Origin of the sequence: Thalassospira profundimaris WP0211, from assembly GCF_000300275.1 — a bacterium.
Taxonomy (GTDB): Bacteria; Pseudomonadota; Alphaproteobacteria; order Rhodospirillales; family Thalassospiraceae; genus Thalassospira; species Thalassospira profundimaris.
This window is the reverse complement of sequence record NZ_AMRN01000001.1, coordinates 176,485-203,463: the sequence shown is the minus strand read 5'-3', so window position 1 is coordinate 203,463 and position 26,979 is coordinate 176,485. Positions and strand designations below refer to the sequence as shown.

28 protein-coding genes and 1 pseudogene are annotated in these 26,979 nt (G+C 54.3%); 20 read left to right on the top strand and 9 right to left on the bottom strand.

Annotated features, from left to right (window positions below; genetic code table 11):
* Window positions 1-267 precede the first annotated feature (267 nt).
* The 7 genes from TH2_RS00805 (at window position 268) to TH2_RS00775 (ending at window position 6,895) form a co-directional block, all read left to right on the top strand.
* A complete protein-coding gene (locus TH2_RS00805) occupies window positions 268-732 on the top strand; it encodes a PaaI family thioesterase (RefSeq protein ID WP_008888483.1) in 465 nt (154 codons plus the stop codon).
* Between the two features lie 58 nt (window positions 733-790).
* On the top strand, window positions 791-1,963 hold the full coding sequence (locus TH2_RS00800; protein ID WP_008888482.1) for an isovaleryl-CoA dehydrogenase: 1,173 nt from the start codon (window positions 791-793) through the stop codon (window positions 1,961-1,963).
* A 51-nt stretch (window positions 1,964-2,014) separates the two neighbouring features.
* A complete protein-coding gene (locus TH2_RS00795) occupies window positions 2,015-3,202 on the top strand; it encodes an acetyl-CoA C-acyltransferase (protein ID WP_008888481.1) in 1,188 nt (395 codons plus the stop codon).
* A gap of 427 nt (window positions 3,203-3,629) precedes the next feature.
* A complete protein-coding gene (locus TH2_RS00790; RefSeq protein ID WP_008888480.1) occupies window positions 3,630-4,604 on the top strand; it encodes a sodium-dependent bicarbonate transport family permease in 975 nt (324 codons plus the stop codon).
* A gap of 4 nt (window positions 4,605-4,608) precedes the next feature.
* On the top strand, window positions 4,609-4,920 hold the full coding sequence (locus tag TH2_RS00785) for a P-II family nitrogen regulator (protein WP_007088811.1): 312 nt from the start codon (window positions 4,609-4,611) through the stop codon (window positions 4,918-4,920).
* Window positions 4,921-5,062: 142 nt separating this feature from the next.
* A complete protein-coding gene (locus tag TH2_RS00780) occupies window positions 5,063-5,683 on the top strand; it encodes a carbonic anhydrase (RefSeq protein WP_008888479.1) in 621 nt (206 codons plus the stop codon).
* A gap of 78 nt (window positions 5,684-5,761) precedes the next feature.
* A complete protein-coding gene (locus TH2_RS00775) occupies window positions 5,762-6,895 on the top strand; it encodes an acyl-CoA dehydrogenase (RefSeq protein ID WP_008888478.1) in 1,134 nt (377 codons plus the stop codon).
* A gap of 344 nt (window positions 6,896-7,239) precedes the next feature.
* Here the strand turns inward: TH2_RS00775 and TH2_RS00770 are convergent, their stop codons facing one another.
* Both TH2_RS00770 and TH2_RS00765 read right to left on the bottom strand, forming a co-directional pair.
* On the bottom strand, window positions 7,240-7,920 hold the full coding sequence (locus TH2_RS00770; protein ID WP_008888477.1) for a helix-turn-helix domain-containing protein: 681 nt from the start codon (window positions 7,918-7,920) through the stop codon (window positions 7,240-7,242).
* 9 nt (window positions 7,921-7,929) lie between these two features.
* On the bottom strand, window positions 7,930-8,277 hold the full coding sequence (locus TH2_RS00765; protein WP_040822206.1) for a hypothetical protein: 348 nt from the start codon (window positions 8,275-8,277) through the stop codon (window positions 7,930-7,932).
* A 166-nt stretch (window positions 8,278-8,443) separates the two neighbouring features.
* Between TH2_RS00765 and TH2_RS00760 the strand changes: the two are divergent.
* Window positions 8,444-8,986: pseudogene (locus TH2_RS00760) on the top strand (acyl-CoA dehydrogenase family protein); the annotation flags it as partial.
* Here TH2_RS00760 and TH2_RS00755 read toward each other — a convergent pair.
* The 3 genes from TH2_RS00755 to pspF all read right to left on the bottom strand — a co-directional run bounded on the left by TH2_RS00755 (window position 8,983) and on the right by pspF (window position 11,469).
* The gene (locus TH2_RS00755) at window positions 8,983-9,504 is read right to left on the bottom strand and encodes a hypothetical protein (RefSeq protein WP_238538637.1); all 522 of its coding nucleotides are present in this window, start codon (window positions 9,502-9,504) and stop codon (window positions 8,983-8,985) included. The pseudogene TH2_RS00760 and the gene TH2_RS00755 overlap by 4 nt on opposite strands.
* Window positions 9,505-9,580: 76 nt before the next feature.
* Window positions 9,581-10,471, bottom strand: coding sequence for an outer membrane protein (locus TH2_RS00750; protein ID WP_157193747.1), 891 nt, complete (start codon window positions 10,469-10,471; stop codon window positions 9,581-9,583).
* Window positions 10,468-11,469, bottom strand: a complete 1,002-nt coding sequence (pspF, locus tag TH2_RS00745; RefSeq protein ID WP_040822386.1) for a phage shock protein operon transcriptional activator — start codon at window positions 11,467-11,469, stop codon at window positions 10,468-10,470. Before pspF ends, TH2_RS00750 begins: the two co-directional genes overlap by 4 nt.
* 170 nt (window positions 11,470-11,639) lie before the next feature.
* Here pspF and pspA point away from each other — a divergent pair, with 170 nt between their 5' ends.
* The 3 genes from pspA (at window position 11,640) to TH2_RS00730 (ending at window position 13,204) form a co-directional block, all read left to right on the top strand.
* Window positions 11,640-12,317, top strand: coding sequence for a phage shock protein PspA (gene pspA / locus TH2_RS00740; RefSeq protein WP_008888471.1), 678 nt, complete (start codon window positions 11,640-11,642; stop codon window positions 12,315-12,317).
* A gap of 48 nt (window positions 12,318-12,365) precedes the next feature.
* Window positions 12,366-12,623 (top strand): envelope stress response membrane protein PspB, encoded by a 258-nt coding sequence (pspB, locus tag TH2_RS00735; protein ID WP_232308297.1) that lies wholly within the window; start codon window positions 12,366-12,368, stop codon window positions 12,621-12,623.
* 107 nt (window positions 12,624-12,730) lie between these two features.
* Entirely contained in the window at window positions 12,731-13,204 is a 474-nt protein-coding gene (locus TH2_RS00730) for a hypothetical protein (RefSeq protein WP_008888469.1), read from the top strand.
* Between the two features lie 86 nt (window positions 13,205-13,290).
* Here TH2_RS00730 and TH2_RS00725 read toward each other — a convergent pair whose 3' ends face one another.
* The gene (locus TH2_RS00725) at window positions 13,291-14,211 is read right to left on the bottom strand and encodes a LysR family transcriptional regulator (protein ID WP_008888468.1); all 921 of its coding nucleotides are present in this window, start codon (window positions 14,209-14,211) and stop codon (window positions 13,291-13,293) included.
* Window positions 14,212-14,344: 133 nt separating this feature from the next.
* On the opposite strand from TH2_RS00725, the gene TH2_RS00720 reads away from it, so the two are divergent.
* The 9 genes from TH2_RS00720 (at window position 14,345) to TH2_RS00680 (ending at window position 22,841) form a co-directional block, all read left to right on the top strand.
* Entirely contained in the window at window positions 14,345-15,199 is an 855-nt protein-coding gene (locus TH2_RS00720; RefSeq protein WP_008888467.1) for an alpha/beta fold hydrolase, read from the top strand.
* 199 nt (window positions 15,200-15,398) lie between these two features.
* On the top strand, window positions 15,399-16,775 hold the full coding sequence (locus TH2_RS00715) for an ATP-binding protein (protein WP_008888466.1): 1,377 nt from the start codon (window positions 15,399-15,401) through the stop codon (window positions 16,773-16,775).
* Between the two features lie 101 nt (window positions 16,776-16,876).
* Window positions 16,877-17,428 carry an EndoU domain-containing protein gene (locus tag TH2_RS00710; RefSeq protein ID WP_051007560.1) on the top strand — a complete coding sequence of 184 codons (552 nt, stop codon included), beginning with the start codon at window positions 16,877-16,879 and terminating at the stop codon, window positions 17,426-17,428.
* Window positions 17,429-17,468: 40 nt separating this feature from the next.
* Window positions 17,469-17,801: a hypothetical protein gene (locus tag TH2_RS00705; RefSeq protein ID WP_008888464.1), complete on the top strand. Its 333-nt coding sequence runs from the start codon at window positions 17,469-17,471 to the stop codon at window positions 17,799-17,801.
* Between the two features lie 122 nt (window positions 17,802-17,923).
* Entirely contained in the window at window positions 17,924-19,006 is a 1,083-nt protein-coding gene (locus tag TH2_RS00700) for a serine hydrolase domain-containing protein (protein WP_157193745.1), read from the top strand.
* 144 nt (window positions 19,007-19,150) lie between these two features.
* Window positions 19,151-19,609, top strand: coding sequence for a MarR family winged helix-turn-helix transcriptional regulator (locus tag TH2_RS00695; RefSeq protein ID WP_008888462.1), 459 nt, complete (start codon window positions 19,151-19,153; stop codon window positions 19,607-19,609).
* A gap of 15 nt (window positions 19,610-19,624) precedes the next feature.
* Window positions 19,625-21,718: an FUSC family protein gene (locus tag TH2_RS00690; RefSeq protein WP_008888461.1), complete on the top strand. Its 2,094-nt coding sequence runs from the start codon at window positions 19,625-19,627 to the stop codon at window positions 21,716-21,718.
* On the top strand, window positions 21,715-21,918 hold the full coding sequence (locus tag TH2_RS00685; RefSeq protein ID WP_008888460.1) for a DUF1656 domain-containing protein: 204 nt from the start codon (window positions 21,715-21,717) through the stop codon (window positions 21,916-21,918). The genes TH2_RS00690 and TH2_RS00685 overlap by 4 nt, the downstream gene beginning before the upstream one ends.
* Window positions 21,919-21,926: 8 nt before the next feature.
* Window positions 21,927-22,841, top strand: a complete 915-nt coding sequence (locus TH2_RS00680) for an efflux RND transporter periplasmic adaptor subunit (RefSeq protein ID WP_008888459.1) — start codon at window positions 21,927-21,929, stop codon at window positions 22,839-22,841.
* Window positions 22,842-22,991: 150 nt separating this feature from the next.
* Here TH2_RS00680 and TH2_RS00675 read toward each other — a convergent pair whose 3' ends face one another.
* The 3 genes from TH2_RS00675 to TH2_RS00665 are packed head-to-tail and all read right to left on the bottom strand — an operon-like array spanning window position 22,992 to window position 26,971.
* On the bottom strand, window positions 22,992-23,867 hold the full coding sequence (locus tag TH2_RS00675; protein WP_157193744.1) for a hypothetical protein: 876 nt from the start codon (window positions 23,865-23,867) through the stop codon (window positions 22,992-22,994).
* Window positions 23,860-25,404, bottom strand: a complete 1,545-nt coding sequence (locus tag TH2_RS00670; protein WP_008888457.1) for a hypothetical protein — start codon at window positions 25,402-25,404, stop codon at window positions 23,860-23,862. Before TH2_RS00670 ends, TH2_RS00675 begins: the two co-directional genes overlap by 8 nt.
* A gap of 1 nt (window position 25,405) precedes the next feature.
* On the bottom strand, window positions 25,406-26,971 hold the full coding sequence (locus TH2_RS00665; RefSeq protein ID WP_040822200.1) for an OmpA family protein: 1,566 nt from the start codon (window positions 26,969-26,971) through the stop codon (window positions 25,406-25,408).
* Between the last annotated feature and the right edge of the window lie 8 nt (window positions 26,972-26,979).

Sequence of the window (26,979 nt, the reverse complement as noted above, 5' to 3'; positions counted from 1 at the left end):
ATCCAAATATGAGGATTCCTCACATTCTGTTTATGCCACTGAAATCATGGGATATTTCCGCGCCCAGCGCGCGAACTGCAATCTGAACCCATTGAATATCCGCGGCTTCACGCCGATTTGGTCTCGATGCTGCTCGCCGCATCAAAAAAACCGGTATAGCTATGCGGATTTAATTTGACGTTAACGTTAACGTCAACTACAACAGAGTCGCGTCATATCCCGGTGTGCTTGATCCTCATCCCGCCGGTTTCACCACAGGATCGCGACATGGCCTCGTTTGAACCGCAAAATCCCGATTACGTCGCCGAAGTGCGCCGGCGTTTCGCCCAGCAGCCCTACAATCTGTCGATTGGGGCAGAGGTTTCTGATGTCAAACCGGGCAGGGTCGAGGTGATTGTGCCAACGCGGCCCGATCTGTTGCAGCATAACGGCTATTTCCATGGCGGTCTGATCGCGGGGCTTGCCGATATCGCCGGGGGTTTTGCCGGCTGGAGTTTGGTCGAGGCCGATCAGGGCATGCTGACGATTGAATACAAACTCAACATCGTCGCACCGGGTATGGGAGATCAGTTGCGCGCGGTTGGCGAGGTGGTTTCACGCGGTCGGTCGATCATCGTCACCCGCATCGATGTCTTTGGTATGAGGAATACCGAAACCGTCCTTTGTGCGACCTCGCTTCAGACGCTCAAGGTGATGAAGCTTCCGCCGGAATTACTCACCAGCGCCGCATAATCGGGCTGATTATTCACTTTTATCAAATAACCAAATTGCGCAGGGCAGGAACAGGAACATGGCATTTTTCGACTTCCCCGGACTGAAATTCGATCTTGGCGAAACCGCGGAGGCCATCCGCGAAACCGTCTCGTCTTTTGCCGAGGCCGAAATTGCCCCGCGTGCGTCTGAAATCGATGCCAGCAACCAGTTTCCAAACGATCTGTGGCGTAAATTCGGCGATCTTGGCCTGCTCGGCATGACCGTGTCCGAAGAAGATGGCGGCACCGGTCTTGGTTACCTTGAGCACGTGATCGCCATGGAAGAAATCAGCCGTGCTTCGGCCTCGGTGGCCCTTTCTTATGGCGCGCATTCCAACCTGTGCGTCAACCAGATCAAACGCAACGCCACGCCCGAGCAAAAGGCCAAATACCTGCCCAAACTGATCAGCGGCGAGCATATCGGCGCCCTGGCTATGAGTGAGCCGGGTGCTGGATCCGACGTTGTATCGATGAAGCTTAAGGCCGAGAAAAAGGGGGATCGTTACATCCTTAATGGCAACAAGATGTGGATCACCAACGGCCCGGATGCCCATACGCTGGTGGTCTATGCCAAAACCGATCCCGATGCCGGGCCCAAGGGCATTACCGCCTTTATCATTGAAAAGACGTTCAAGGGGTTCTCGACGGCACAAAAGCTCGACAAACTGGGGATGCGCGGGTCGAACACCTGCGAACTCGTATTCCAGGATTGCGAAGTGCCCGAGGAAAACATTCTGGGGCAGCTGAATGGCGGTGTGCGCGTTTTGATGAGCGGCCTTGATTACGAACGCGCGGTTCTGGCCGCAGGCCCCACCGGCATCATGCGTGCCTGCATGGATGTGGTCGTGCCCTATATTCATGAACGCAAACAGTTCGGTAAGGCGATTGGCGAGTTCCAGCTGATGCAGGGCAAGATCGCCGATATGTACACCACGATGAATGCGTGCCGTGCCTATGTTTATGAAGTCGCCAAGGCGTGCGACCGTGGGGAAACCTCGCGCAAGGATGCGGCCGGTGTGATCCTGTATGCTGCCGAAAAGGCAACCTGGATGGCACTTGAAGCCATTCAGACGCTGGGTGGCAATGGCTATATCAATGAATATCCGACCGGCCGTTTGCTGCGCGATGCCAAGCTGTATGAAATTGGCGCAGGCACCAGTGAAATCCGCCGCATGTTGATTGGCCGCGAACTGTTTGGCGAAACCGCCTGAGTTCTGAGCTGAAACCCGAAACTTCGTCCCACGAACAAACGGACCTTTACCATGAGCACTTCTGATCCGATCGTCATTGTCTCCTGTGCCCGCACCGCAATGGGCGGATTGCAGGGGGATTTTGCCAGCGTGACCGCCGCCGAGCTGGGCGGTGTTGCCATCAAGGCAGCGCTTGAGCGCGGCGGTATTAGCGCCGATGATATTGATGAAGTCATCATGGGCAATGTGCTGCCCGCCGGTCAGGGGCAGGCACCGGCCCGTCAGGCGGCCTGGCATGCCGGTATCCCGCGTGCGGCCGGGGCGACCACGATCAACAAGATGTGCGGATCGGGCATGAAGGCCGTGATGTTTGCCCATGATACGCTGGTCGCCGGTGGCGCCAATGTCATGGTGGTGGGCGGCATGGAAAGCATGACCAATGCGCCGTTCCTGCTTCCGAAAATGCGGTCGGGCCACAAATACGGCCATGACATGGTCTATGACCATATGGCGCTGGATGGTCTGGAAGATGCTTATGACAAGGGCCGTTCGATGGGCACCTTTGCCGAGGCAACTGCCGAAAAATACGGCTTTACCCGCAAAGAGCAGGATGACTACGCCATTACCTCGCTGACGCGGGCGCAAAACGCCGCCATGTCCGGCCATTTTGCCGATGAAATTACCCCGGTGACCTTTAACACCCGCAAGGGCGAGGTCACGATTGACGCCGACGAACAGCCGCCCAAGGCCAAACCTGAAAAAATCCCCACCCTGCGCCCGGCCTTTGCCAAGGACGGTACGGTCACGGCTGCCCATTCGGCATCGATTTCCGATGGCGCTGCGGCGCTTGTGATGATGCGTGCGTCGGAAGCCGAAAAGCGCGGGCTTAAGCCGCTTGCCAGGATCGTTGGTCAGTCGACTCACGCCCAGGAACCCTGCTGGTTCACGACGGCCCCGATTGATGCGATTAAAAAGGTGCTGGGCAAAACCGGCTGGTCCAAGGACGATGTCGATCTTTGGGAAATCAACGAAGCCTTCGCCGTGGTGGCAATGGCTGCGATCCGTGATCTTGAGCTTGATCACGGCAAGGTCAATGTCCATGGCGGGGCTTGTGCACTCGGCCATCCGATTGGTGCGACCGGTGCGCGGTTACTCGTGACCCTGACCCATGCGCTTAAAACCCATGGCGGGACCAAGGGTGTGGCATCGCTTTGTATTGGTGGCGGTGAGGCCACGGCGGTTGCCATCGAGCTGCTTTAAGTTTTTGGTAAATTATGTGAACGAAGTTACGCCCCTGTGATCGGAGCGTTAGAGCGTGTTGCATCAAGTTTGCCTCGCTTTGTTTGTTTTTGGCGTGTCGTTTGGCAAGGCACAGCGTGCAGAGCGATGCGGCGCATCGGTCAAACGGTGTAACGCCGCGAAAAGCCGCCAAAAACAAACCCTGTGGGCCGGGACATTCTTCCGCCCCGCAGCGTCAAGGTCCTTGACCGTAGCCCCGCTACGCGCAGCGGACCTTTCCTTGCCGGACAGAAGGATCTCCTCGGCAAAGTGAGGCAAACTTGATGCAACACGCTCTACTTTCTGATGACAGAAAACCGTGATCCTGTTATCGGAATTGCGGTTTTTGCGCAGGGGCGAGGCTGCTTGCGCGACACCAACACCGGGGTATCATAGTCAAGGGACAGCCATGCAAGATGTGTTGAGCCTGGCGGCGCAAAATCTTCTGTCGCCCATCGTTCTTTTCTTTGTTCTGGGGGTGGGGGCTGCCCTTGCGCGATCGGATCTGACGATCCCCGAAGCCGTCGCCAAAGGCATTTCGCTTTATCTTCTGTTTGCCATTGGCTTCAAGGGCGGGGTGGCGGTTTCAAATAACGGGATCGACCTGACACTTGGCATGACGCTGATGGCGGGCGTGATCCTGTCCTTTGTCTTGCCCTTCATTGCCTTTGGCCTTTTGCGCTGGATCTCGCAACTGAGCAGAACAGATGCCGCTGCGGTCGCAGGGCATTATGGCTCGATCTCGATCGTGACGTTTGTCGCAGCAACCTCGGTCCTGCAAAGTTCGGGCATCGTGGCAGAGGGTTACATGGTTGCGGTGGCGGCCGCGATGGAGGCACCTGCCATCTTCTCGGCCCTGTTGCTGGTGTCATCGGGCGGCAAGGGCCGGATGGATGGCGCGTTGATCCGTGAAATCCTGCTCAATGGTTCCATCGTCCTGCTGGTCGGCAGTTTCTTTATCGGCTGGATCACTGGTGCCGAGGGCATGGCCAAGATCGAAGCCCTGATTGTCTCGCCCTTCCAGGGGGTTCTTTGCCTGTTCCTGCTGGATATGGGGCTGGTTGCGGGGCGTGGCCTTAAACAGGGGCGTGCGGTGTTGCGTCCGGGGCCGCTTGTTTTCGGGATGTTGATGCCGGTGATTGGTTCGTGCCTTGGACTGGCGTTTGCGCTGATTATCGGCCTGTCGCTTGGTGGGGCGGTGCTGTTGATGGTTCTGGCCGCCTCGGCAAGTTATATCGCGGTGCCGGCTGCCATGCGTGTCGCCCTGCCAGAGGCCAATCCGTCGGTCTATCTTACGCTGTCGCTTGGCGTGACGTTCCCCTTCAACCTGACGCTTGGCATTCCGCTTTATCTTGCGATGGCCAGCGCCGTTCACGGAGGTTAATCCCATGGAAAAGCATGATGCCAAACGCGTGGCGATCATTATCGAAGCCATTATGGAAAGCCGCCTGCGTCAGGCGCTTGAAGGGGCGGGGGTTACCGGCTTTTCCGTGCTGCCAGTACTTGGCGGATCGGGGCGGTCAGGCAGTTGGAGCCGCGACGATACCGTGTCGCGCGGCGGCGGCATGGTTCAGGTGATCTGCATCATCCGCCCTGAGAAGCTTGACCGGATGCTTGAGGCCGCGTTTGAGGTGGTGGATCGTCATATCGGCGTTGTCACCATCAGTGACTGTCAGGTGCTGCGCGCGGATCGTTTCTAGGAACGTCAGGGTTTGGTTGTCTGCGAAACAAAGGAGATCGCACGTTTAGAACGGTTCAAAAGGTTGGAATGGGGGCTATCAACTTGGGCAATTTGGTCCTATTTTGTCGACAGCGTTATGACAGAATAGGGGACTTCGCGAGATGTCAAAGCCAACCGTTGATCGGATGCTTGCCGGGTTCAAGAGCTTTAAGGCGATGTATTATGATCAGCGCCCGGAACGCGTCGAGGACCTGGTCAATATGGGCCAGCGACCGGAAGTTCTTCTGATTGCCTGTTCTGATTCCCGCGTTGATCCCGCCATCCTGACCAATGCCGAACCGGGCGAGATGTTTGTCATCCGTAATGTGGCAAACCTTGTCCCGCCCTATGAGCCCGATGAAAACTATCACGGGACGTCGTCGGCGATCGAATTTGCGGTGCGTGATCTGAAGGTCAGGGACATCGTCATTCTGGGCCATTCGGCGTGCGGTGGCATGGAGGCTCTGGTCGAGCACGGCGAAGCGGGCAAGGTGCCGGACCGCGACTTTATCGGCGAGTGGGTCAGCATTTCGAAATGCTGTCTCGAACATGGCCCGGATGTCGACAAGGTATCGCGTCATTCGATCCGTAACTCGCTGCAAAACCTGATGTCGTTCCCGTTCATCAAGGAACGGGTCGAGGCCGGTGACCTCAAGCTGCATGGCTGGTGGTACGGCATGAAAGAAGGGATCCTGTGGCGCTTTGATGCCGCGCAGGACAAATTTGTTCAGGGCGAAGAGTAAGCCCGGTCTGATGGAAACGATCTTCTGATCGCAGGACCGGACATCGCCCATGAAACGTAAAGTGGGAGGGTGGCCGTCATGCGGTTGGAAGAACATCAGATCATGGTGCGCGATACCGCGCGCGAGTTTGCCGAAAACGAACTCAAACCCAATGCCGCAAAATGGGACATCCACCATACCTTCCCGGCCGAGGCGATTGCAGGACTGGGCGAGTTGGGCTTTTTGGGCATGCTGGTGCCTGACGAGTATGGCGGGGCGGGCATGGATCATGTCGCCTATGCGCTGGCACTCGAAGAAATTGCCGCTGGTGACGGCGCAACCTCGACCATCATGTCGGTGCATAACTCTGTTGGCTGCATGCCGATCCTGAAATTCGGGACAGAGGCCCAAAAGCAGGAATTTCTGATCCCGATGGCGCGCGGTGAAAAGATCGGGGCCTTTTGCCTGACCGAACCGCAAGCCGGATCGGATGCCAGTGCGTTACGCACCCGGGCTGTGCGCGATGGCGATCACTGGGTTTTAAATGGCGCCAAGCAATTCATCACATCGGGGTCCGAGGGCGATGTCGCCATCGTCTTTGCGGTCACCGACCCGGATGCGGGTAAGCGCGGCATTTCCGCCTTTATTGTGCCGACTGATACGCCGGGTTATGTCGTATCCCGGGTTGAGGAAAAGCTTGGTCAGAATGCCTCGGATACCTGCCAGATCACCTTTGTCGAATGCCGGGTGCCAGCCGAAAACATGTTGGGCGAGGAAGGGCAGGGCTACAAGATTGCGCTTGCCAACCTTGAAGGCGGTCGCATCGGCATTGCCGCCCAGTCGGTCGGCATGGCACGTGCGGCGTTCGAGGCCGCCAAGGATTACGCCAATGAACGCGAAACCTTCGGCAAAAAGATCATCGAACATCAGGCGGTTGCGTTTCGTCTGGCCGATATGGCCACCAAGATCGATGCCGCCCGGTTGCTGGTCCATCGCGCCGCTGCCTTGCGCGATGATCACAAGCCGTGTCTGACCGAGGCCTGCATGGCGAAAATGTACGCCTCCGAAATTGCCGAAGAAGTGTGCTCAAGCGCCATCCAGATTCACGGCGGTTACGGCTATCTCAAGGACTTCCCGGTCGAGCGCATCTATCGCGATGTGCGGGTTTGCCAGATCTATGAAGGCACGTCTGATATCCAGCGCATGGTGATTGCCCGCGCGTTGGCGGATTAGTTAAGTTCCTAAACCTATCAACAGCCCGAACCGGTAAACATTGCAATCACGTAAGAAAGAAGCAGTGATGATGCGCCAGAAAACGTAAAAATAGCATCCCACTTGTTCCATTCGTTTCGTTTCCGATCAAGTGCATCAGCTGTTTTCCTTGCGAGTTCGATTACGCCCTGCACTCGTATTTTTCCTTCCTCCGAGGCTCTCGCTTCTGATTGCTTTGGCAAAGTTATACAGAGGTGTCCGGCTAATCGATATAGTAAATCTCGTCCGGGAAACCAAAGTAAGCCGAGAGTTCCTATGATTCCGAAAGTATTTACCCAATCCATAATGGATACGCCAAATTTTTACTAATACTCGATTGAGTTTCTGTGTTGGTCGGGAAATTTTTTATCTTCCGTTGCGAAGTATTTCTCTAGAGCTTTATCTAAGGCGTCAATAAGTACTGAGCGCAATCCATCTGATTTGCGTCGCTCTACAGGCGAATTCGGTAGGTGCCGAAGTTGTGACTCGCCATACATTGACCATAGAAGAGCTGGGTTGTTGTTGTTGGAAATTGGGAAGGGTGTTTCTATTTCTTGAATTAACTTACGGTGCTTCTCAGTAAGTGCCGTAATGTATTCCGAAATATCAGTATGCTTCGATTTCTGTTCTTCATTTAGGAAGTTCGCAGCTGAAAGTAGCCCTTCGGCGAAGGCATCTGTTGGGGTGGAAAGCGGTGATGAGTTGTCCGTCAACGTAACTGACGGAGTATAACCTAAGGCTCTGCAAACTCTGTACAGCGTTTGCCAACCAATATCCCCAGATCCATTTTCAATTTTTGATATTGCTGATTGGCTGACGCCTAAATAATCGGCAAGCTCTTTTTGCTTTAGGTTTTTGCTAGAACGAAGATTAATCAGCTGTTCTCTGATATGTTTAAGTGAGTTTTTTGCTTCTGCTTCAAGCAAGTTCTCTTCGGCAGCCACGTCAGATTGTGCTGTTAGTTCTTTAAGCAGTAACTGTGCTTTCTTTGCAGCTTCTTTTGACATGATTAGCTCCTAGATACCGAGTATTTTATCTGCCCAGTGTTCAGCGGCATCAATCTCTTTATCATCGCCTGTGCTTAAAACTCTTCCGATTTGCCATTTTGTGTCGTCTTGCGGGATGAGTACGAGTAAAGATTCATTGGCCAAAGGGTGAGAGATTTTAATGACTTTCTCATTTTCAGAAGCCCTGAAAAATAAGTTATCGCCCGGATTTTTAATCTCATCGTCATCTGACAGTACTTGCGCCAAAACATTCAGCAGTCTTGTAAGGGCACGTGGATTATCTCGCTCCAGCTTGTCATAAGCAGGTTGAGCCTCTGACATGATCAGGTTATCTGTTTCAGATGACTTAAATGTCATGTCAATCCTCTGCTTTGTCAATTCATATTCCAAAAAAGAATATTTTGACACTCCGTTGATGTACCTATTTTGTTCATGATGTGTTGATCGCCATAGTTGTCAACATATTAGTTGTACTCATCTTTCGGTAACATTGGGTCGAAGATTTGCGCTTGGTTAGGCGGGCCGGGTTGAGGAGAAGAATGCCTCGGACACCCGTCAGATCACCTTTGTTGAATGCCGCGTGCCAGCCAAGAATATGCTGGGCGAGGAAGGGAAGGGCTACAAGATCGCACTCGCCAATCTTGAAGGCGGACGCATCGGCATTGCCGCTCAGTCGGTTGGCATGGCGCGTGCGGCGTTCGAGGCCGCCAAGGATTACGCCAATGAACGCGAAACCTTTGGCAAAAAGATCATCGAACATCAGGCAGTGGCATTTCGTCTGGCCGATATGGCCACGAAGATCGATGCCGCCCGGCTTTTGGTTCATCGCGCCGCCGAACTCCGCGATGATCATAAACGGTGCCTGGCCGAGGCCTGCATGGCGAAAATGTACGCGTCAGAAATTGCCGAGGAAGTGTGCTCCGCCGCCATTCAAATCCATGGCGGGTACGGATACCTCAAGGACTTCCCGGTCGAGCGGATTTATCGCGATGTGCGGGTGTGCCAGATCTATGAAGGCACGTCTGATATTCAGCGGATGGTGATTGCCCGCGCGTTGGCGGACTAAGGCTTTGCGTTGCGACCAGCGATGCCTGTTGGTGGCGGTGCAAAGCGATCAAGGAAGCGTTCGGCACGGGGCAAGGCATCGTGCAGAAACTGTTTTGGTTCGCGTAGCCATAACTCGTCGATTTGCCGTGATTTTTTCTCGGAAATCAATACGTCGCGCGGGATTGATTTAATTTCTGCATCCCAGTTTGCCCAGCGTTGGCGGGCGCGGCGAAAACAGTGATCGATGAATTTCTGGCGATGGCTGTAGCCGTGATAGTCGAAAATCCAGTCATCCCACGCAATGACAATATGATTGCCGGTAAAGCCCTTGTGCGGGTGAAGCCATAAAGGCGTCATGTCATCGGTGCCGTAACGCATGAGAAACGCGTGGGCAAGGATATGGCAGGCACCGCAGGCAAAGAACACGCGATCCGGCAAGTTCCAGCGCATCACTGGGTCACTTTTTTGGTAGTTCGGTGTTCTTGGCTGGTGCATCGCGTTTAATCCTGAATCCGTGGACATGCCAAAACAAAACACCCCGAACCGCGAGAATGTCGAGGTCCGGGGTGTCTGCATAGAGCAGGTGACTTCAGGATGTCGCCGTTTGGTGTGATCAGAACTGATATTGCAGGCCCAGCATGACTTCGTGCGCATGCAGATCATAGCGTAGTTCCTGCGTCAGTCTGCCGTTTGGGACGGAGCCTGATGTAAAATGTTTGCTGGCGCGCGCTTCGCCCATATTGATATAGCGATAGGAAAAATCGATCTTCCAGTGATCGGTTAGTGCGTAATTCAGGCCAGCGCCTGCCTGCCAGGCGACATCATCATGTTGCGCCCCATCAATTATATTAGTGGTGCCCCCAATACCCGTCGATTTCGTGCGGTTATGGGCCCAGCCAATGCCAGCTTGGATGTAAGGTGAAAAGGCCCCGGTATTGATGCCATAAGCTGCAAGCGGATCGATATATCCAGTCAACATGGTTGTGACATTAGACGTGTTGTGGCGACCTGCGGTAGCCTGGCGCGTTGAACCGGTGTTGTTGTTGAAGGTGAAAGAATCCATATTTGCCATGTTATCGCGATATGAAATCGTCAGATCGGTTCGAAGGTAATTGTTGAGCTTCAATCCGGCGCCAGCTTGATATCGCGTGCCTGTATGTGGGTCGGTGTCCCATGTATCGCGGATGGTATCACGTGAATCAGCGTCGTCATCAATCGTGCTGGAATAGCCCAGATCAGCCCGCAGGTAAGGCGTAAGCAGCCATTCTTCGGCGGATGCTGTTGCGTGCAACCCGGCAAGTCCGAGTGCGGCGAAGACGGCAATCTGAACTGATTTGCGGATAAATTTGCAGGAATTGGGGGCGAGAAGAACCGATGGCATGGCGTGTAACCTACAGGAAATGTTGAGTTCTATTGCTCGACTAAACCTATAAGTGTATTGCGGTGCAATAATAAATGAACCGATGTCAGATATTGACAGAATCTGACAGATTTCAGAATTCAACGCTGCGTCGAAATCTCGTGCTTCTCAAGCAACCTACGAAACTGATGGTAGTTCAATTTTAGTGCCTTGGCGGCTTCGGTTTGGTTGTTGGCGTTTTGGCGCAGGGCCTGTTCAAGCAACTTGATTTCGAAATTGGCGACCTGTGTTTTGAAGTCGATATTTGCGTCTGGTTCGGGCGTATCGACTTCTGCCGCAGGTGTCGGCGTTTCGCGGTCGGTCTCGGACCAGATGTCCTCGAACGGATCAATGGTGATATTGGCCAGCGGGGTTTCGTCGTCCTCGGACAGGTAGATGCTGCGTTCAACCGCGTTGCGCAGTTCGCGGATGTTGCCGGGCCAGGGATAGTGAAGCAATTGTTCGGCGGCATTGCGCGAGAAGCCCGGAAAAACGCTGCGGCCCAGACGTTTTGTCATCTCAAGCGCGAACTGTTCGGCGAGTAACAGAATATCATCATACCGTTGGCGGAGCGGTGGTACGGCGATGACGTCAAAGGCGAGGCGGTCCAGCAGATCGGCGCGGAACCTGTTGGTTTTGGCCAGTTCGCGCAGATTTTCATTTGTCACACCAATGACGCGGGTGTCGACTTCGATGACTTCCGAGCCGCCGACGCGTTCGATCTCGCCGTACTCCACCACACGCAGAAGCTTTTCCTGTACCACCGGGCTTGCGGTGGCGATTTCGTCCAGGATGATGGTGCCACCATGCGCGCGTTCGAACCGCCCGATATGGCGTTTGGTCGCGCCGGTAAACGCCCCGGCCTCGTGGCCGAAAAGTTCGGTATCGAGCAGGGTTTCAGACAGGGCGGCGCAATTGACCTTGATTAGTGGCCCGCCCCAGCGGCGTGAAAGATAGTGCAGGCGGGCGGCAATCAGTTCCTTGCCCGAGCCGCGTTCGCCAATCACCAGGCAGGGGCGTTCAATCGGCGCCAAGCGTGAAACATGTTCAAGGGCGGCCAAAAAAACGGGGTCTTCGCCCAATATCGGTTGCAAGCTATCCATTTCGCGAAAAACGTTATCGAAAAACGTCATTATTGTCGCGATAAAAGTTAAGCAAAAAGTCTGATGATTGATTAAGTTATTGATTTTGGCGGATTTCAAAACTGGCACGGCATTTGAAGTAGAGAGTGCAGAATTTTGTGCGTCCCCCGATTAATTAAGGAGATCAGACAATGGGCGTGTTTTCGCGTTTGTCCGATATCGTAAATGCCAACATCAACTCGCTTCTGGATCGTGCCGAAGATCCGGAGAAAATGGTGCGGTTGATGATCCAGGAAATGGAAGACACCCTGGTTGAGGTGCGTTCCGCCGCCGTCAAGGCAATTGCCGACAAGAAGGAAGTCGAGCGCAAGCTTAAGAAACTTCATGACGGTCAGGTCGAATGGGACACCAAGGCAGAGTTTGCTGTTTCCAAAGGCCGTGATGATCTGGCCAAGGGCGCACTGATGGCGCGCCGTCGTCTGGCCGACCAGAGCCTTGTGCTTGAGCGTGAACTGGAAGTGATCGAGGAAACCCTTGGCAAGTATGACGAGGACCTCAATAAGCTTCAGAACAAGCTGAATGAAGCCAAGGCGAAACAGCGTACGGTTGAAATCCGCATGCAGACGGCTGAAAAGCGTGTCAAAATGAAAGAAAAGCTGCATTCCGGTCAGATCGACGAAGCACTTCTGCGCTATGAGCAGATGGAACGCCGGATTGACGAACTTGAAGCGAGTGCGGACTCCTGGGACCTTGGTCGCGGACAGAGCCTTGAGGAACAGTTCGAAGACCTTGAGGCCGAGCTCGGGATCGAGGATGATCTTAAGGAACTGAAAGCACGCGTAAAAAGCGACGCGAAAAAAGACAAATAAGTAACGGGTTTTCGTGTTTCGACGTGTGAACCTGCTTGAAAGAACGAGATGTCGAATATGTGGGCGATTGCCGTACCTCTTATCGTTTTGATCACCGTTGTTGGCCCGGTTTGGGTGGTGTTTCATTACATCACGGTTTGGAAACGCATGAAGGCCGAGCAACGCCCGCAAAGCCCGGAACAGACAGCCCGTGAAAAGGAAGCGGTGGCGGGTCTGAAACAACGGGCAAAGCGACTCGAAACGCGTGTCGAAACACTTGAACGCCTGTTAGATGCCGAGGTTGCCGAATGGAGGAACAGGATATGACTGCTCAGCAAGCTACTGCCGGAGACGGTTTTGGGCACAGTCACAAAAGACGCTCGCGCTGTGGATGTGGCTCACGGCACAACCCGGATGGTTCCAGGCGTCATGGTGTGATCGGCCGTACCACGCGCGGCATTTCAGAAGCCTTTGGCATTCCGCGCAAAGGGGTGCTGATTGCCTTCATTCTGGTTCTGATCTTCAGCTTCCCGGTCGGATTGATGCTGTTTGGTCTGGCGTGGGCCTATGTCCATCATCCGCAGTGGTTTGATGCTCTGCGCGGTAAAGTACGCGGTGCCGGTCAAAGCACATCGGCCGGACGTGCCGCCCGCCAGAACAACAGCACGCCGGATGCCGCAAATGAGCGCCCGACAGTTGGTGTTGATTATGAAGAAAGCTGGATGGAAGACCTGCGCGAGCAGTTTGACTATCTGGAACGGCGCACCGGTTCGATGGAAGGCTTTGTCGCATCTGGTGATTACCGCATGGCATCCGAATTCAAAAAGATGAAAGAGGATGACGAAGCCGGTAAATCCGATAATGACAGCAAGCCGGACGATACCAAGACGGATGGGCCGAAGGCCTAAGCACGAGCAGAGCATTTTGACGAGATTGACGGCGGTTTTATCAGCTACCCCAAATCCCCCCTCGCGTTAGCAATGTGAGATCGTCGTCAAACACATAAACCGGACCTTTCCCAAGGTCCGGTTTTGTTTTGTCTGGTTATTTGCGCCGTGCTCATGGCCGGGGCAAAGGCGTCGCGGATAACGTTTTTCAGCGCGGTTGTGGGTTCGCCGTGGGCCTGACGAGATGTCCGGATCACGGTCGTGACCATTGGCGGGGATGGGAAGGCATCGGAAATGACCTGAATATCAGGTGTCAGGCAGTGATCGCCGATCAGGGCAACGCCAAGCCCGGATGCAACGGCAGACACAATGGCGTTGCTGCTGGCACAGGTCAGGATCGTTTCAAATCCTGATGCGTGGGTCAGGCCGGTTTCCATCGCCCATTTCTGATAAAAACAATCCGGATCAAACGCCAGAAACGGGATCGGTTTTGACCAGTCGAGTTCGAAATCAGGAGCCTTGACCCAGTGCAACGGTGTCTGGCGGAGGGCGATATCGGTCGGGCGTTTGAGATGATCAAACAGATCAAAGACGCCAAGATCAATCTCCCGATTTTCAAGCTGCTGCGCGATATGCAGGCTTTGGGCAGTGGTGGTGCTGACCGCGACGTCGGGATAGAGCTTTTTGAAATGACCCAGAATGCCGGGCAGGCCGTTATTGGCCATGTCCTCGGTCATGCCAAGGCGCAGGCGACCTTTCAGCGGTTTGCGCGTAAGGCTGATCAGGGCTTCTTCGTGAATGGCGAGAATACGACGGCCATAGGCGAGTAATTGTTGACCTTCGCGGGTGAATTTGGCCCCGCCGGCGCGGCGATCGAGAATGGCGTAGCCCAGCCCGTCCTCGAGCCGTTTGATCTTATGCGAGATTGCTGATTGCGACAGTGCAAGGTGATCGGCCGCGCGGGTGATACCGCCATGATCGGCAATGGCGCAAAGCGCTTCGAGGCTTGCGATGTCAAGACGGGGCATGGCGAGGGTCTTTCCTGACGGGCGTACTGCATGACAATTTCAGATGATAAAATGATATCTATTCATTTGTGTCATGGCAAGGCGCAGCCCATCATCGGGGTATCAACAGATTTCCCGAGATAAGGAGAACCCGATGAAGCCGGTCGCAAATGATCATGTTCTGATGAATAACACGCGCATTGCCCACGGAGTGTATGGCGATGGGGTGCCTGTCATTTTACTACATGGTACGCCGTCATCATCCCTGATCTGGCGCGATAGCATCGAGCCGCTGGTGACTGCGGGATACAAGGTGCATTTGTTTGATTTGCTGGGATACGGGCTGTCGGAACGGCCATGGGATCCGGAAATCGATACATCTATCAGTGGGCAGTTGCCGATTCTGGAAGGGTTGATGGATCACTGGGGCCTGACATCGGCCCATATCGTCGGTCATGACTTTGGCGGAGCGATTGCCCAGCAGGTCGGCGTGTTCCGCCCGGATGTCGCACGGACCATCACCCTGATTGATGCGGTCAGTTATGACAGCTATCCGTCCAAACGCACACGCCAGCAGATGGAGGCCGGGCTTGATGTTCTGGCCAAGGCGCCGGATGCAGAACACCGGGCGCATTTCCGCGACTGGGTAAAATCAGCCGTGGTTGATCAGAAGCGGTTCGAGGGCACAGCGCTTGAAACCTATGTCGATTACATTTCCGGTCCGATAGGTCAGGCGAGCCTGTTTCAACATCAAATCCGCCAATATGACCCGATCCATACAATGAAGGTGGCGGACCGGTTGGGCGAGCTTGGCACCAAGCCGGTCAAGCTGATCTGGGGCGCGCAGGATGCCTGGCAGACGCCCGATTGGGCGAAACGTCTGCATGGCGATATTCCGGGATCGGAGTTGAGCCTTGTGGAAGGGGCGGCGCATTTTGCGCTTGAAGACAAACCCGATGAAATCAACGCGCTGATCCTTGATTTCCTCAGCCGGCATCGCGACGCCTGAGCGGATATCGGCCCGACATTCATGGAACCGGACTTTGCCACTGTGGGTGGGGTCCGGTTTTTCTTTTGTTTGCAGTTCCTTGCGGCAAAACCCCCAAATAGCGTTTATCACTATACCTAATTTAAAGGTTTTTCCGGCAAAGTCGGAAAAATTGCCCATATAGTGCGCTATAGGGCAGGCAGCTTTTGGGGAGCACAATATGACGACCATGATCGAGCATCCCGGCGAACAGGATTTTCTGCATCGTTTGATGCTTGATAACCCGTGGTGGGATGGTGTTACCGATGATCAGGTGCAGGGCCTGCCGCAACGGGCGTTTTTCAAGCGATTTTGGGCGGCGATCGAAAAGAATGACGGGCAGAAGGCGGTTGTCCTGACGGGCCCGCGCGGGGTGGGCAAGACCGTGATGATGCGCCAGGCCGTGGCGGAGCTTTTGAATGCCGACACGCCGCGACGCCATGTTTGCTATATCTCGCTTGAACATCCGCTGTTTCTTGAAGTTGATCTGCCGCGTTTGCCGAAGCTGCTGCGCTCCATGCGCGGTATTTCGGCCGATCATCCGCTTTGGCTGTTTATCGACGAGGTGTCCTATCAGCGCGACTGGGAGGCAAGCCTGATCAAGTTGCTCGCCGCCGATCCGATGTTGCGCGTGGTCGCGGTCAGTGCGCTGGCACCAGCCGGGGATAATGCGGAATATATCCAGAGCCTGTTTTTACCGCCTTTCAGCTTTGCCGAATATCTTGAGCAAAAGGGCATCGCACCCAGTGATGTCTTGCCCGAAACGCCAAATGTCGGGCGTTATACCGCCGATGTGCCGGACGGGTTGATTGAACTAAATGACCTGTTCGAAGATTACATCAACGAAGGCGGTTTTCATGCCGCCAATGGCGAAGCCGGGGCCATTCACCGGTCGCTTCATTCGGATTTGCCGGGTCTGCATGGCATTTCAAGCCCGTCGGATTTGCATCGGTTGTTTGCGCTTTTGGCCTATAACACCGGGTCGGAATTTTCGATCGAGGGGCTGGCGCGCGAGCTTGATATCGCCAAGAACACGCTTCGGCGGTATCTTGAATATCTTGAAAGTGCCTGGCTGGTGCGCCGTCTTGAACGTGTCGATCAGGACGCCAAACCGTTTCAGCGCGCGGTGGCGTTCAAGGTGCACCTTATTCATCCGGGCCTGCGCACCGGTTTGATTGGCGTTCGGGCATCCGATAGTGCCACCATCACACGACTGGCGGAAACCGCGATCCAGACCCAGTTCCTGACATCAAGTGTCGGGATGGAAAGCCTTTATTACGCGCGCTGGGGGCAATATGAGGTGCCGTTTGTGTTCCTTGATCGACGATCCGGCACGCCGCTTTTTGCTTATCACTGCCTGTGGCGCGATGAGGCGATCCGCAAGCCCAAGGAAATCCGCGCCCTGGTCAATTTCCGAGGCAGTCATGCTCTGCCGCTTGGCGCGTTTGTCCTGACCAAGGCACAGTGGCATGGCGGCAAGCTTGGCGGGGTGCCGATGCGCTTTGAGCCGGCAAGTGTGTTGGCCCTTCGTATCGGGCTTGAATTTTCGCAGCTTTAATCGGGTGTGGTAAACTCTCCCAATCGCGCCGTACCTCTGGAAAATATAATCGGCGCAGGGCAAAGGAGGTCTCCATGATCAGGCTTTCACGGTTTTCCATTATGTTTGTTGCCGGGGCAGTGATGCTCTGGGCTGGTGTGACGGGCAGTGCGCAGGCGCAGTTCACCTGCCCCACTAAGATTCAATGGACTTACTCCAACCCGTCGATCAATATTCCGCATGTCTTTTGCGGTGAGATCGAGGGCAATAAGGCCAAGGGATTTCATTCCCGCCCGGGTGGCATTAACCCGGGTAGTGTTGCCGATGTAAAGATCACCCAACCGCCAAATGCCAGTGGCGTTTATGGCGGGATCGTCACGCTAGTCAACCCCGATGGTCCCAATCTGTCAAAGTTTTCGACCATTTTCCCGGACACGTGCAATCTGCTTGAGGTAGTGCGATCCATTCTCCATGCCTATGAGAATCAAGTGGCGTGCCCAACTGGCGCGCCGCAGTGGGCTTCTTGCGGGTTTAACAGACCCGAAGACGGATCCGAAACGGGGACGGAATACTGCGTTGGCCCATCGGAAGATGCGCGTTTTTATATCGCCTTTGCCACACTCAGCCACGGGGAATATGCAGGCAAAATCAACACGGCCTTTCCGCTGTATTGATCAGGGGGGGGCAAGCGGCAGGTGATGAGAGTTTTTTATAATGACAGCCAGTGATTTTCCGCCGCCCGATTGGCCGGGTAAGGTGACTGACGATCCGGGCCATGACCGGATTGCGGCTTGTCTTGTGATGGATATCGGGCGTGCGGACCAATGGGCGGCTGAGGTGCTTTTGCAGGTTGGCAAGGTGCGCCAAGGTCTTGAACCCTCTTGGGAAATGGCGATGAATGCCTACATCATAAATGTCGGGCCGGACACAACCGACATCACGCCGGTTTATGACGAAGCGGGGGAAAGCCCGGTGACGGTCCGCACCAATGACCTTGAGGCGGCGCTGAGGGCCTGGATATCAAAGCTCTCGGAAAGTCCGGATTAACCGGGCGGAAAGCAATTTGCCCGAAGCTGGGCGTGGTTGGACAGGATGAGTAAAGCGATTTGAACCCGGCATTCCGGCGTATTTCCGCATGTGCGATAACGATATTGGCGTTGGCATTTGTCATGTCCGCGAACCATCCCGCATTGGCGCAAAGCGCAAGCACCAAGGAAGCGCCGTCTGACCCGCTGGAAAAATTCCTGCATCAATATGTCGAACATGCCGGACTTCCCGGCGCCGTGGTGGCGATTGGTTATGGCGAAGGCAGTGTGCGTTATGCCGCGACCGGTTATGCCAGTGTCCGACCCGAAACCGGCATGACGCGGGATCGACAGTTTTATATCGGATCGCTGACCAAGATGATGACGGCGGTTGTGACCCTGCAACTGGCATCCGAGAAGCGGATTGATCTGGCTGATCCGATTGGTAAATACCTGCCCGGAGCCTTCCGCGATCGCATTGCCAACGCCGATCGTGCGACCATTCGTGATTTGCTGCGCAACAGTTCGGGCATTCCCGATTACCTTGATGGTGAGTTCTTTTTCGAGCTGGTCGGGCGCGACCCGCAGCACGGCTGGCGCAATGTCGAGCTGTTGCCGCTGATTGCCGATCGGGAAGCATACTTTGCGCCGGGAACAAACTATGCGCCGTCCAACAGCAATTTCATCCTGCTCGGCGTGATGATCGAGGCGGTCGAGGGTGACCATATCGAGGCGGTGTTCAATCGCCGGATTTTTGAACCGGCCGAGATGATCAATACATCCTTTGGTCGATTTCCAAGGCCCGCATCGCTGGCGCGGGGCTTTGATGATGCCAATGGCGACGGGCAGCTTGAAGACGTCACGGATTACGATGTCGGCGATCAACTGGCCGATGGCGGGGTGATTTCAACGACCGAGGACTTGGTCAAGTTCGCCCGTGCGCTTTTTGTTGAGGGTGTGCTGCTGGGCCCGAACGCGATTGAACGCGCAACAACCGATACCGTTTTTGCCGGTGACGGGTCTTATGGCTATGGGCTTATGATCGGTTCAAGCGACTGGGGCCCCGTCTGGGGCCATGACGGGATCTATTTTGGCTATTCCGCCGAATTTTCCTGGTTCCCGGAGCAGGACACGGTGGTGGTGTTTCTGGCCAATGGCCGGGCGCTGAATGAAGTGCCATCCGTGACCAGCATGCTGATGACCGGTTTGTTCGGAAAGCCGGAATAGAGCGTAACTTTCTGTTTCACATGTGTATTTCGAAGGCCCGTATGCAGATATGCATGCGGCAATGGTGCATCTATGCATGCAGGTCATAACTGATAGGATTATAATAGTTAGAATCCTATCTAATTTTTCTGTTATGGTCCGGGCATGGAAAATATTGATCAAAACACCCCTTATCTGACCCTTGGCAGTGCCCTGATGCGCGTGGCGCGTTGTTGGCAGCGCGAGGTCAATCGCACCCTTCAGGCGCATGGGCTTTCGCAGACCATGGTCATGCCTCTGATCGTTTTGCATCGCCATGGCGGTGCGGTACGCCAAGGCTTGATCGCTGAGGAAATTGGTGTCGAGGGCCCATCACTGGTCCGCGTCATTGATCAGCTTGAACGAGACGGTTTGGTTACGCGTGTCTCTGATCCCAGTGATCGCCGGGCCAAGATGGTTGCCCTGACCGATGCGGGCCGTGAAAAGGCCGTCGAGATAGAAGCTTTGCTGGGCAATTTGCGCGGAGAGCTGACCGCAAATGTTTCCGAAGAGCATCTGAACATCACCCTTGATGTCATGCGCGAGTTGCTGACCCAACTGGATGCGCGTGACCGGTCACAATAGGCAGGAGGACCCGGCATGTTACAAAACATCCTGTCTTTCCGGCCGAAACCAGTCGATTGGATTTTCTCGATCAAGACGTTCGCGGCAGCGGTGCTGGCACTTTATATCGCCATGGCGTTCGATCTTGATCGCCCGGTCTGGTCGATGGCGACGGTTTATATTGTTGCCCATCCGCTTTCCGGGGTTCTGGCATCCAAGGCGGTTTATCGTGTTTTGGGTACCCTGCTTGGTGCGGTGGTCGCGGTCATTCTGATCCCCAATCTGGTTAATGCGCCGATGGTGCTGAGCGCTGTTTTGGCGCTTTGGGTTGGCGTGTGCCTGTTCTTTGCCCGCCTTGATCGCACCCCGCGCAGTTATGTTCTGATGCTGGCCGGGTATACGGTTGCCCTGATCGGTTTTCCGTCGGTGACCGACCCAATCAGTGTGTTTCCAACCGCGATTGCCCGTTTTCAGGAAATCACCCTTGGTATTCTGTGCGCGACATTGGTAGGCCACATCATCCTGCCGCGCCATCTCGGTCCGGTTATTGCCGCGCAGATTGATGGCTGGATGGGCGATGTTGCCAAACTGGTGATCGAAAGTTTTGATGCTGATATGGACCCCGATCAGCTTGATCGCGACCGGGCGCGTATTGCCAGTGACCTTGGCGAGTTGCGCGGCATGGCGTTGCATCTGGGCTATGAGAAATCCCGCTTTGCCGGGCAAACCCGGGAATTGCAGGCTTTGCAAAGTGCCATGGCGTCTCTGCTGCCGGTTTGCTTTGCAGTGCATGATCGCCTGACGGCCCTAAAGGCGGCGGATGTTAAGGTGCCAGAAGAACTGCGTCGTCTGTGCGATGACATTATCAAGCACATCAATCAAGAGAGCCATGATCCAGCTTTGGTCGCTGATTTGCATCACCGCGTGACAGCGTTCCGTGATCAAATCCGCCAGGCAGATGACTGGGGCGGGCTTTTGATGATCAATCTGTGTGACCGGTTGCACCGGTTGTTGGATTTCCATCATGACTGCCGCGTTTTGTGGGACGGTATTCGTGCGGGCAAAGCCCCGTCTGACGTGCTTGGCCGCTGGTACGGAGCTGCAGGTGCCGAGGGCATGGACCGCGATGCCAATGGGGCCGTGCGCAGCGGTATTGCCGCAATGGTGGCGGTCATTGCCGTTTGTGCCTTTTGGATCGCCACTGGCTGGAATGCTGGTGGGACCGCAGCGATGATGGCGGCGGTTGGCAGTTCGATCATGTCGTTTCTTGATAATCCTGTTCCGGCGCTTAAAGGCTTTATGCGCTACACCACGATCGCTGTTGGCGGGGTTGTTTTTTACAATCTGATGATCCTGCCGGGTATTGATGGCTTTCCGTTGTTGGTTCTGTCGTTTGCGCCTTACTGCATTGTGCTTGGTGTGTTCATGACATCGCAGGTGACCTATGGGTTCGGACTGGCGATGGTGGTCAACCTTGTCATGATCCTGAACCTTGATACGACCTTTAGTAGCGATATCGAGAGTATTCTGGGTGGTGGCGTCGCATCCCTGATCGGCTTTGCCGCGGCGGCTGTTGCGACTGCCCTGATCCGGGTCGTGCCGGCAGACCAGTCGATCATGCGTCTGGTTCGCGCCAACTGGCGTGACATCGCAGCGGTTGCACGTGGATCGTTCGCGCATGGGCGTTTGATCCTTGTGCGACGGTTGCTGGATCGGCAGGGCTTGATCCTGCCGAGGTTGGCAATGGCACCGCAGCGTCGTGACACCCTGGTCCGGGTGATGCCGGAAGTCTCCATTGCCTCCGCACTTTATGACCTGCGCATGACGACTTTGTTTACCAACAAGCGGGTTTCAGATCGCATCAAGGTGCTGTTACGGTCGATTGCGCGACATTTCGAGGCACGCCTGACCGATCCGGACCGGTTGCCCGATCCATGGATTGTCGAAGAGGTCGACAACCTTCTTCGCATGGCGGTCAGTGATTTGGCAGCGGCAGAGCGCGAACGGCTTGTTTTGCCGTTGGTTGCCTTGCGTCGCACGCTTTCAAAAACAGGCGTACCACGCCTGCGCAAACATTCCGGCGGCGGCATGTTGCCAGCCCAGCCGACGATCATGGGGGAAACAGCATGATCAATCCGACATTTAATCTTTACGGCCTGTATGTCCCGGGCTTTCTGGTTCTGGCCATTGCTGCATGGGGGTGCCTGAAGGTCACCCGATTTGGTCTGGCGCAGATCGGTTTTTACAAAATCACCGTTCATCCGGCGCTGACTGACCTTGCGCTTTATGTGCTGATCCTGACAGGGCTTTCGGCCGTCTTTCTGAAATAGGTACTGTTATGAAAAACACTCTTTTGAAAAGCCTGCGCATCGGGTTTACGGCATTTCTGGTGCTAATTGCCTGTGTTGGCGGATGGCATCTGTATGATTATTACATGAACGAACCCTGGACCCGGGATGGCCGCGTGAGTGCCGATGTGATTTCAATCGCGCCTGATATCGGCGGACTGGTTTCAGATGTGTTGGTGAAGGATAACCAGCCGGTCAAGGCAGGTGACGTTCTGTTTGCCATTGATCCGGCGCGCTATCAGGTGGCAGTCGATCAGGCGCAGGCCAAACTTGAAAATGCGATTGCCGCGCGCGATCAGGCCAAACGCGAAGTTTCACGCTATAGCGAGCTTGATCGCGATGTTGTCAGTGATCAGAAAAAGGAACAGGTAAAAACCGACCTTGCGACTGCGCAGGCTGATGTTGATCTGGCGCGTGCGGACTTGTCGCTTGCGCAACTGAACCTTGCGCGTACCCGGGTTGTTGCGCCGGTGGATGGGGTTGTTACCAACTTCTCGCTACGTCGGGGGGCTTATGTCGGTGCGGGCAGTCCGATTGCAGCGCTTGTCGATAGCAGCTCGTTCTATGTCGCGGGCTATTTTGAAGAAAACAAATTGCCGCGCATTGCGATTGGCGATCGGGTCAACGTGATGCTGATGGGCGAAGACCAGCCATTGCATGGCCATGTCGTCAGTATCGCAAGCGGCATTCAGGATAGCGAGCGATCCGGCAACTCCGCCGGACTGGCACAGGTCAAACCGACCTTTAGCTGGGTAAGGCTGGCGCAGCGCGTTCCGGTCCGGGTCGAGCTTGAAGCCGTGCCCGAGGATGTCCGCCTTGTTGCCGGGCGGAGTGCCATTGTCACGGTAGAGGATGAAAATGCCGGCAGCGGTTTTGCCGGACTGAGCCCGAAGCTGTTATTCTAGAGGCGGTTGCTCATAGCGCGGCGTTCGTCGTCAAAATCCACTTCAAGACAAAGTGGTCGTGTCTCGGATAGATAGGCGTCTCGTTAACGACGCGCCACTGGTCACCAACATGCTGGTGACCAGTTTTTTACGTGTACGGGAGCAACTTAGTTAGTCGCCAATTCCGCTCAGCAATGATGGTGTGCCAAATTGTTTAAGCATCGCATTGGATTGTTCAAAGTAGCTTGCCCAGAAATTCTCCAGCGCTTTCAGAGCCAAAGATGAACGGTATTTGCCATTGGAGAGATAACCACCACCAATGACATAAACTTTTGCATCGTCCATATCTTCAAATGGCAGCTTGTCGCCGAGTTTTTTGATTTCCTGATCGACACTGAGGCTTTCTAGTCTTCCACCGTACAGTGAGAGAAGATCAGAATTTTCCATCATGTCAGAAACGATCAGAACATGCTTTTCCGGTGTTTCAGACTTGGCGATCACGTCTTTTGCAACAACAGAGAGATTTGAGATGATTTCTGTTTTGGGAAGTTCGGTTGTTGCCTTGGAAAATCCATGAATCAGCGCCCGCCCCGAATATTGCCGGACTTGTGTATCCTGCATCTGATAACACTGGTCAAGCTGGCGCAAAACCTTCTTGGGGACAGAGTAGCGGGCCTCCTCGACAAGACGTTTGTCAATAACCCCTTTGAAAATTACTTCGGTATAGAAACCTGCGGCATTAGCAGAAAAGCCAATAACCTGAATGGTGTCGCCGGGGCTGAGAAAGTTGATAATCTTTTGATATGCTTCTTCTTGCAGCTTTTCTGGTAGTTCCATCGTCTGGTCGACTAGGACATACAAGTCACGCTCCAATGCTGGGGGATTAACATCCCCCAGTTGGACTAACTCATAGCAGCTTCCGATTTTTGCAGTTGCGGCTTTTGCCGGTTGCGGGAGGAAGCCAAGGAGCGGGCCAGCTGAAAGCACAGCCATAGCTAAGAAGTGCCTGAGCACCCTTGTCGGTTTTGGACACAGGATATTAAGCATCGAGTCCGTTCTCCTTTCGGAGACGTGCGCGCATCTCTTCGTCGGTTTCGACTTGCTTTTCTTGTTCCTTCGCCGCTTTCTCGGCGAGTACTTCCCTAAGAATGCGTGCAGAGCGTTCTTCTTCGGTTTCTTGTGCCGCAGGTGTATCAGTTGTGTCTGTTTGGGTCAGTTCAGTCGTGTTGGATAAGCTTTCCGGCATGTCCTGCTTGGCCTCGACCGTCCGTGCCGCTTTTCTTTTTTCGCTTTCTAGGCGAGAACGTTCTGCTCTGATCTCTGCTTGTTCGTGATGATCTATAAATGTGCGATCAGCAGAATGTTGAAGAACTTCCCGGTGAGCTTTATCCACCCCAGTGGCGGCGGCATTTTTAGTCAAACGTACCTGAAGGTTGGACAGGTGCTTTTGTGCGACGCGCGCAATTGCATCCCGCTTGCGTTCATACCAAGCTTCATAGGAGGTGCGGCTTGGGAAGTTGCGTATAATGCGCCTTGCTGCAAGACTTTCTTTGCCAGCGAAGCCGGTTTTATAACCAATCCCAATACCCATGATCTGAATGAGAACGAAAACTGCTGCAAGGACGCCATAGGTTGTTAGGCTGGCTGCATCCTGCGCACTTTCTTGCTCACTTTTGGCCTTGGAGAGGGCTTCGTCCTGTGGAGCTGTCAAGGCGTCGGGTAAATCGTTCGATTCTAGATTCCCGAGGGAAAATATAGAGTTTGGAGTTGGTGAAGCGCCTATAGTTTCGCTTGTTTTTTCCTTAATATAGGTTTCGTAGCGAATATACGTCGCTGTAGTTGCAACTCCAATAATTGCAATTAGTGTAATTACTGTCCAGATCGGAAAGCCTGGCGTTGCTTTGCCGTTGTGATCAATTCTATGCAAAATATGAAGATAAGCGGGCTCCGCGTCATCAACCTGGTCGTGCTCCAGGCTGACCTTATTCATGTCCCCGATGAGGTTTCGGCGGTTTTCGTTGCGATCATGCCATGACCAAGTACGAACTTTGCTGATTAAACTACGTTTATGAAGTTCTTGCCCTGTGTGGTGTGTGAGGAAAACCAGAACAATTGAGATCAGGAAAGCGATACCTATAGCGTACTGAACTTCGAGCTTCTCACTGGCGCCAGGAGATGTGTTGCCAGCCAGCACGTATGCAAACCCTAGAGCCTCAACTACCACCATCGCAAGCAGCATGAGGCGCATGAGTATGCCAAGTTCATTTCGACCAAGTTCTTGCACTTTGCCAAGGTAGCTTTTTGCGCGATCATACATGTCAGGATCTGCAGCGATTCTTCTGATGTCGCCCGAAAAGTCATCGCAAAGAGTTCGTTCAGCAGCGAACCACCCGTCTTTGCGAACAGCAAGGTCTTTACTTAATCTGCGAGTTTTCCCAATAAGTGGAAGGCCATACATCATGCTTTTGAAGAAAAGTTTTACTTCGTCCCACCAATGAAAGATGACGATTACAAGCAGTACTGTTATTAGCGCGGCGCCGACTATTGTGCGATATGCGTACAAGAGTGAAAAAAGTTCGTCCATTTTAATTTTCCGTGCTTTTAGCGGTTTTCAAATCCATCGCGGTTGCGAAAACTTCGCTGTCTTTGTCGTAGTATATGCGGGCTTCAGCTTGACCACTCCGGGCGGAGCCGCGGGGGAAAATTGTATCAATGCACCGAACGGGCCAGGCACTTTCGTTGAAGAATACACGATACATAACACCATTTTCCCCGACATAAGATCTGGCGGTTCCTTCGGCGGTCAGCTTTGGGTCCTGATCACCCTTCTTGTAATTTTCAAAGATTAGCAACCCGGGGTCCTTGTCGACCAATCCGCTGTCTTCCAGTACAGCCACTTTGGTTAAACCAACGAGGTGGCCATTTACGGTGTCGTGCCACGAGGTCGAATAAAGCCCGGGAATGTAGTCGGAGGTGCGGCGAACCGGCATGTCGCCGTCAAGCGACATGATGCTACCAACCGGGCGATAAGTGTCATTGATACAGGTCGTACCAAGCATGATGTCCTGATTGGTTGCATTCGCATCTGAAATAGGCCAGAGCGACGAAAGGAATGTTTCCTCTTCATCGCCTTCCTTGACTTCGGCAGCCAGATTTCGATCACTTTTGGAGATGGGCTCGCCGCCCAAATCGATTGATCGACCCGACTTCAGAGCTGCGACAACTGTCGGTCTAACTGATGGGGCCTCCAGCTCTGGTGATCGTGCCGGCTCCGCTTCTTTGGTTGGGTTTGTCTTTTGTGGCGGTTGGGGCGCGCTCGGGGCCTCTTCCGAGGCGGCAACCCTTGCCGGAAGAGTTGGGTCACTCTCTACAAAGTTGTCATAGGCGATGATTCCTTCCTCGGAGCTGAGCTCAACAACCTCAACCCGTCGGTTGGCGGCTCGTCCCTCTGAGGTCAGGTTGCTGGCGATCGGCCGATCAGCACCGGCACCTTTGTAGTAAAGATCGGCAACACGTACGCCACTACTTTCAAAGATTTTGGCAACCTCTCGTGCGCGCTTTTCCGATAGTGTCCGGTTCAGGTCTTCAGACCCACTGGAGTCTGTGTGGCCGACAATCAAAACCTTGCGGTTTTTGCCGGCATAGGTTTTTGCCAGTTGTTCCAGGTCTGACGCGGCCGTTGAGGTTGGTTTTGCGGAGCCAATCTCAAACATTGCAGCATTTGACACAGTGACAACGATTCCCTGCTCACCTTCTTTGTCTTTTGCTGCGTCGGGATTAACCCAGCTGCTTGGCGCAGGAGCATTTACGGCCTGAACATTGAGGTCGCTCTCTTTCATCTTCTTCTGGACGGCGGCGAGCTCCTTGCATCGACTCTGAAGGTAAGATTGCAAACCTTTACCCGCGAGGCCGCCAGCAGCGCCGCCGGCGATTGTTGCAAGGCCTCGATTGTCACCACCTGCGACTAAGCCGATACCGATACCGAGTAATGCGCCGCCGATCACATAGGCTGCTTCGTTGTACTCGCATTCACCATTTGCACCGGGTGTAGTGCTCAGGAAGTTGCCGTTACCGCCATTGGTAACGCAACCACTTAGAAGGCTGGTAGCGCAAAGCGTTGCGACCAGCGCCTTAGCAGGCTGCAATTTCATTGAGACCC

Bases quoted from the DNA above. Each gene is read 5' to 3' on its own strand.
- TH2_RS00675 (WP_157193744.1), bottom strand. From the start codon at position 23,867: ATGCTTAATATCCTGTGTCCAAAACCGACAAGGGTGCTCAGGCACTTC.
- TH2_RS00790 (WP_008888480.1), top strand. From the start codon at position 3,630: ATGCAAGATGTGTTGAGCCTGGCGGCGCAAAATCTTCTGTCGCCCATC.
- pspA (WP_008888471.1), top strand. From the start codon at position 11,640: ATGGGCGTGTTTTCGCGTTTGTCCGATATCGTAAATGCCAACATCAAC.
- TH2_RS00725 (WP_008888468.1), bottom strand. From the start codon at position 14,211: ATGCCCCGTCTTGACATCGCAAGCCTCGAAGCGCTTTGCGCCATTGCC.
- pspF (WP_040822386.1), bottom strand. From the start codon at position 11,469: ATGGATAGCTTGCAACCGATATTGGGCGAAGACCCCGTTTTTTTGGCC.
- TH2_RS00670 (WP_008888457.1), bottom strand. From the start codon at position 25,404: ATGGACGAACTTTTTTCACTCTTGTACGCATATCGCACAATAGTCGGC.
- TH2_RS00680 (WP_008888459.1), top strand. From the start codon at position 21,927: ATGAAAAACACTCTTTTGAAAAGCCTGCGCATCGGGTTTACGGCATTT.
- TH2_RS00695 (WP_008888462.1), top strand. From the start codon at position 19,151: ATGGAAAATATTGATCAAAACACCCCTTATCTGACCCTTGGCAGTGCC.
- TH2_RS00805 (WP_008888483.1), top strand. From the start codon at position 268: ATGGCCTCGTTTGAACCGCAAAATCCCGATTACGTCGCCGAAGTGCGC.
- TH2_RS00705 (WP_008888464.1), top strand. From the start codon at position 17,469: ATGACAGCCAGTGATTTTCCGCCGCCCGATTGGCCGGGTAAGGTGACT.
- TH2_RS00700 (WP_157193745.1), top strand. From the start codon at position 17,924: ATGTCCGCGAACCATCCCGCATTGGCGCAAAGCGCAAGCACCAAGGAA.
- TH2_RS00665 (WP_040822200.1), bottom strand. From the start codon at position 26,971: ATGAAATTGCAGCCTGCTAAGGCGCTGGTCGCAACGCTTTGCGCTACC.
- TH2_RS00780 (WP_008888479.1), top strand. From the start codon at position 5,063: ATGTCAAAGCCAACCGTTGATCGGATGCTTGCCGGGTTCAAGAGCTTT.
- pspB (WP_232308297.1), top strand. From the start codon at position 12,366: ATGTCGAATATGTGGGCGATTGCCGTACCTCTTATCGTTTTGATCACC.
- TH2_RS00715 (WP_008888466.1), top strand. From the start codon at position 15,399: ATGACGACCATGATCGAGCATCCCGGCGAACAGGATTTTCTGCATCGT.
- TH2_RS00770 (WP_008888477.1), bottom strand. From the start codon at position 7,920: ATGTCAAAAGAAGCTGCAAAGAAAGCACAGTTACTGCTTAAAGAACTA.
- TH2_RS00775 (WP_008888478.1), top strand. From the start codon at position 5,762: ATGCGGTTGGAAGAACATCAGATCATGGTGCGCGATACCGCGCGCGAG.
- TH2_RS00765 (WP_040822206.1), bottom strand. From the start codon at position 8,277: ATGACATTTAAGTCATCTGAAACAGATAACCTGATCATGTCAGAGGCT.
- TH2_RS00785 (WP_007088811.1), top strand. From the start codon at position 4,609: ATGGAAAAGCATGATGCCAAACGCGTGGCGATCATTATCGAAGCCATT.
- TH2_RS00720 (WP_008888467.1), top strand. From the start codon at position 14,345: ATGAAGCCGGTCGCAAATGATCATGTTCTGATGAATAACACGCGCATT.
- TH2_RS00710 (WP_051007560.1), top strand. From the start codon at position 16,877: ATGTTTGTTGCCGGGGCAGTGATGCTCTGGGCTGGTGTGACGGGCAGT.
- TH2_RS00685 (WP_008888460.1), top strand. From the start codon at position 21,715: ATGATCAATCCGACATTTAATCTTTACGGCCTGTATGTCCCGGGCTTT.
- TH2_RS00690 (WP_008888461.1), top strand. From the start codon at position 19,625: ATGTTACAAAACATCCTGTCTTTCCGGCCGAAACCAGTCGATTGGATT.
- TH2_RS00795 (WP_008888481.1), top strand. From the start codon at position 2,015: ATGAGCACTTCTGATCCGATCGTCATTGTCTCCTGTGCCCGCACCGCA.
- TH2_RS00800 (WP_008888482.1), top strand. From the start codon at position 791: ATGGCATTTTTCGACTTCCCCGGACTGAAATTCGATCTTGGCGAAACC.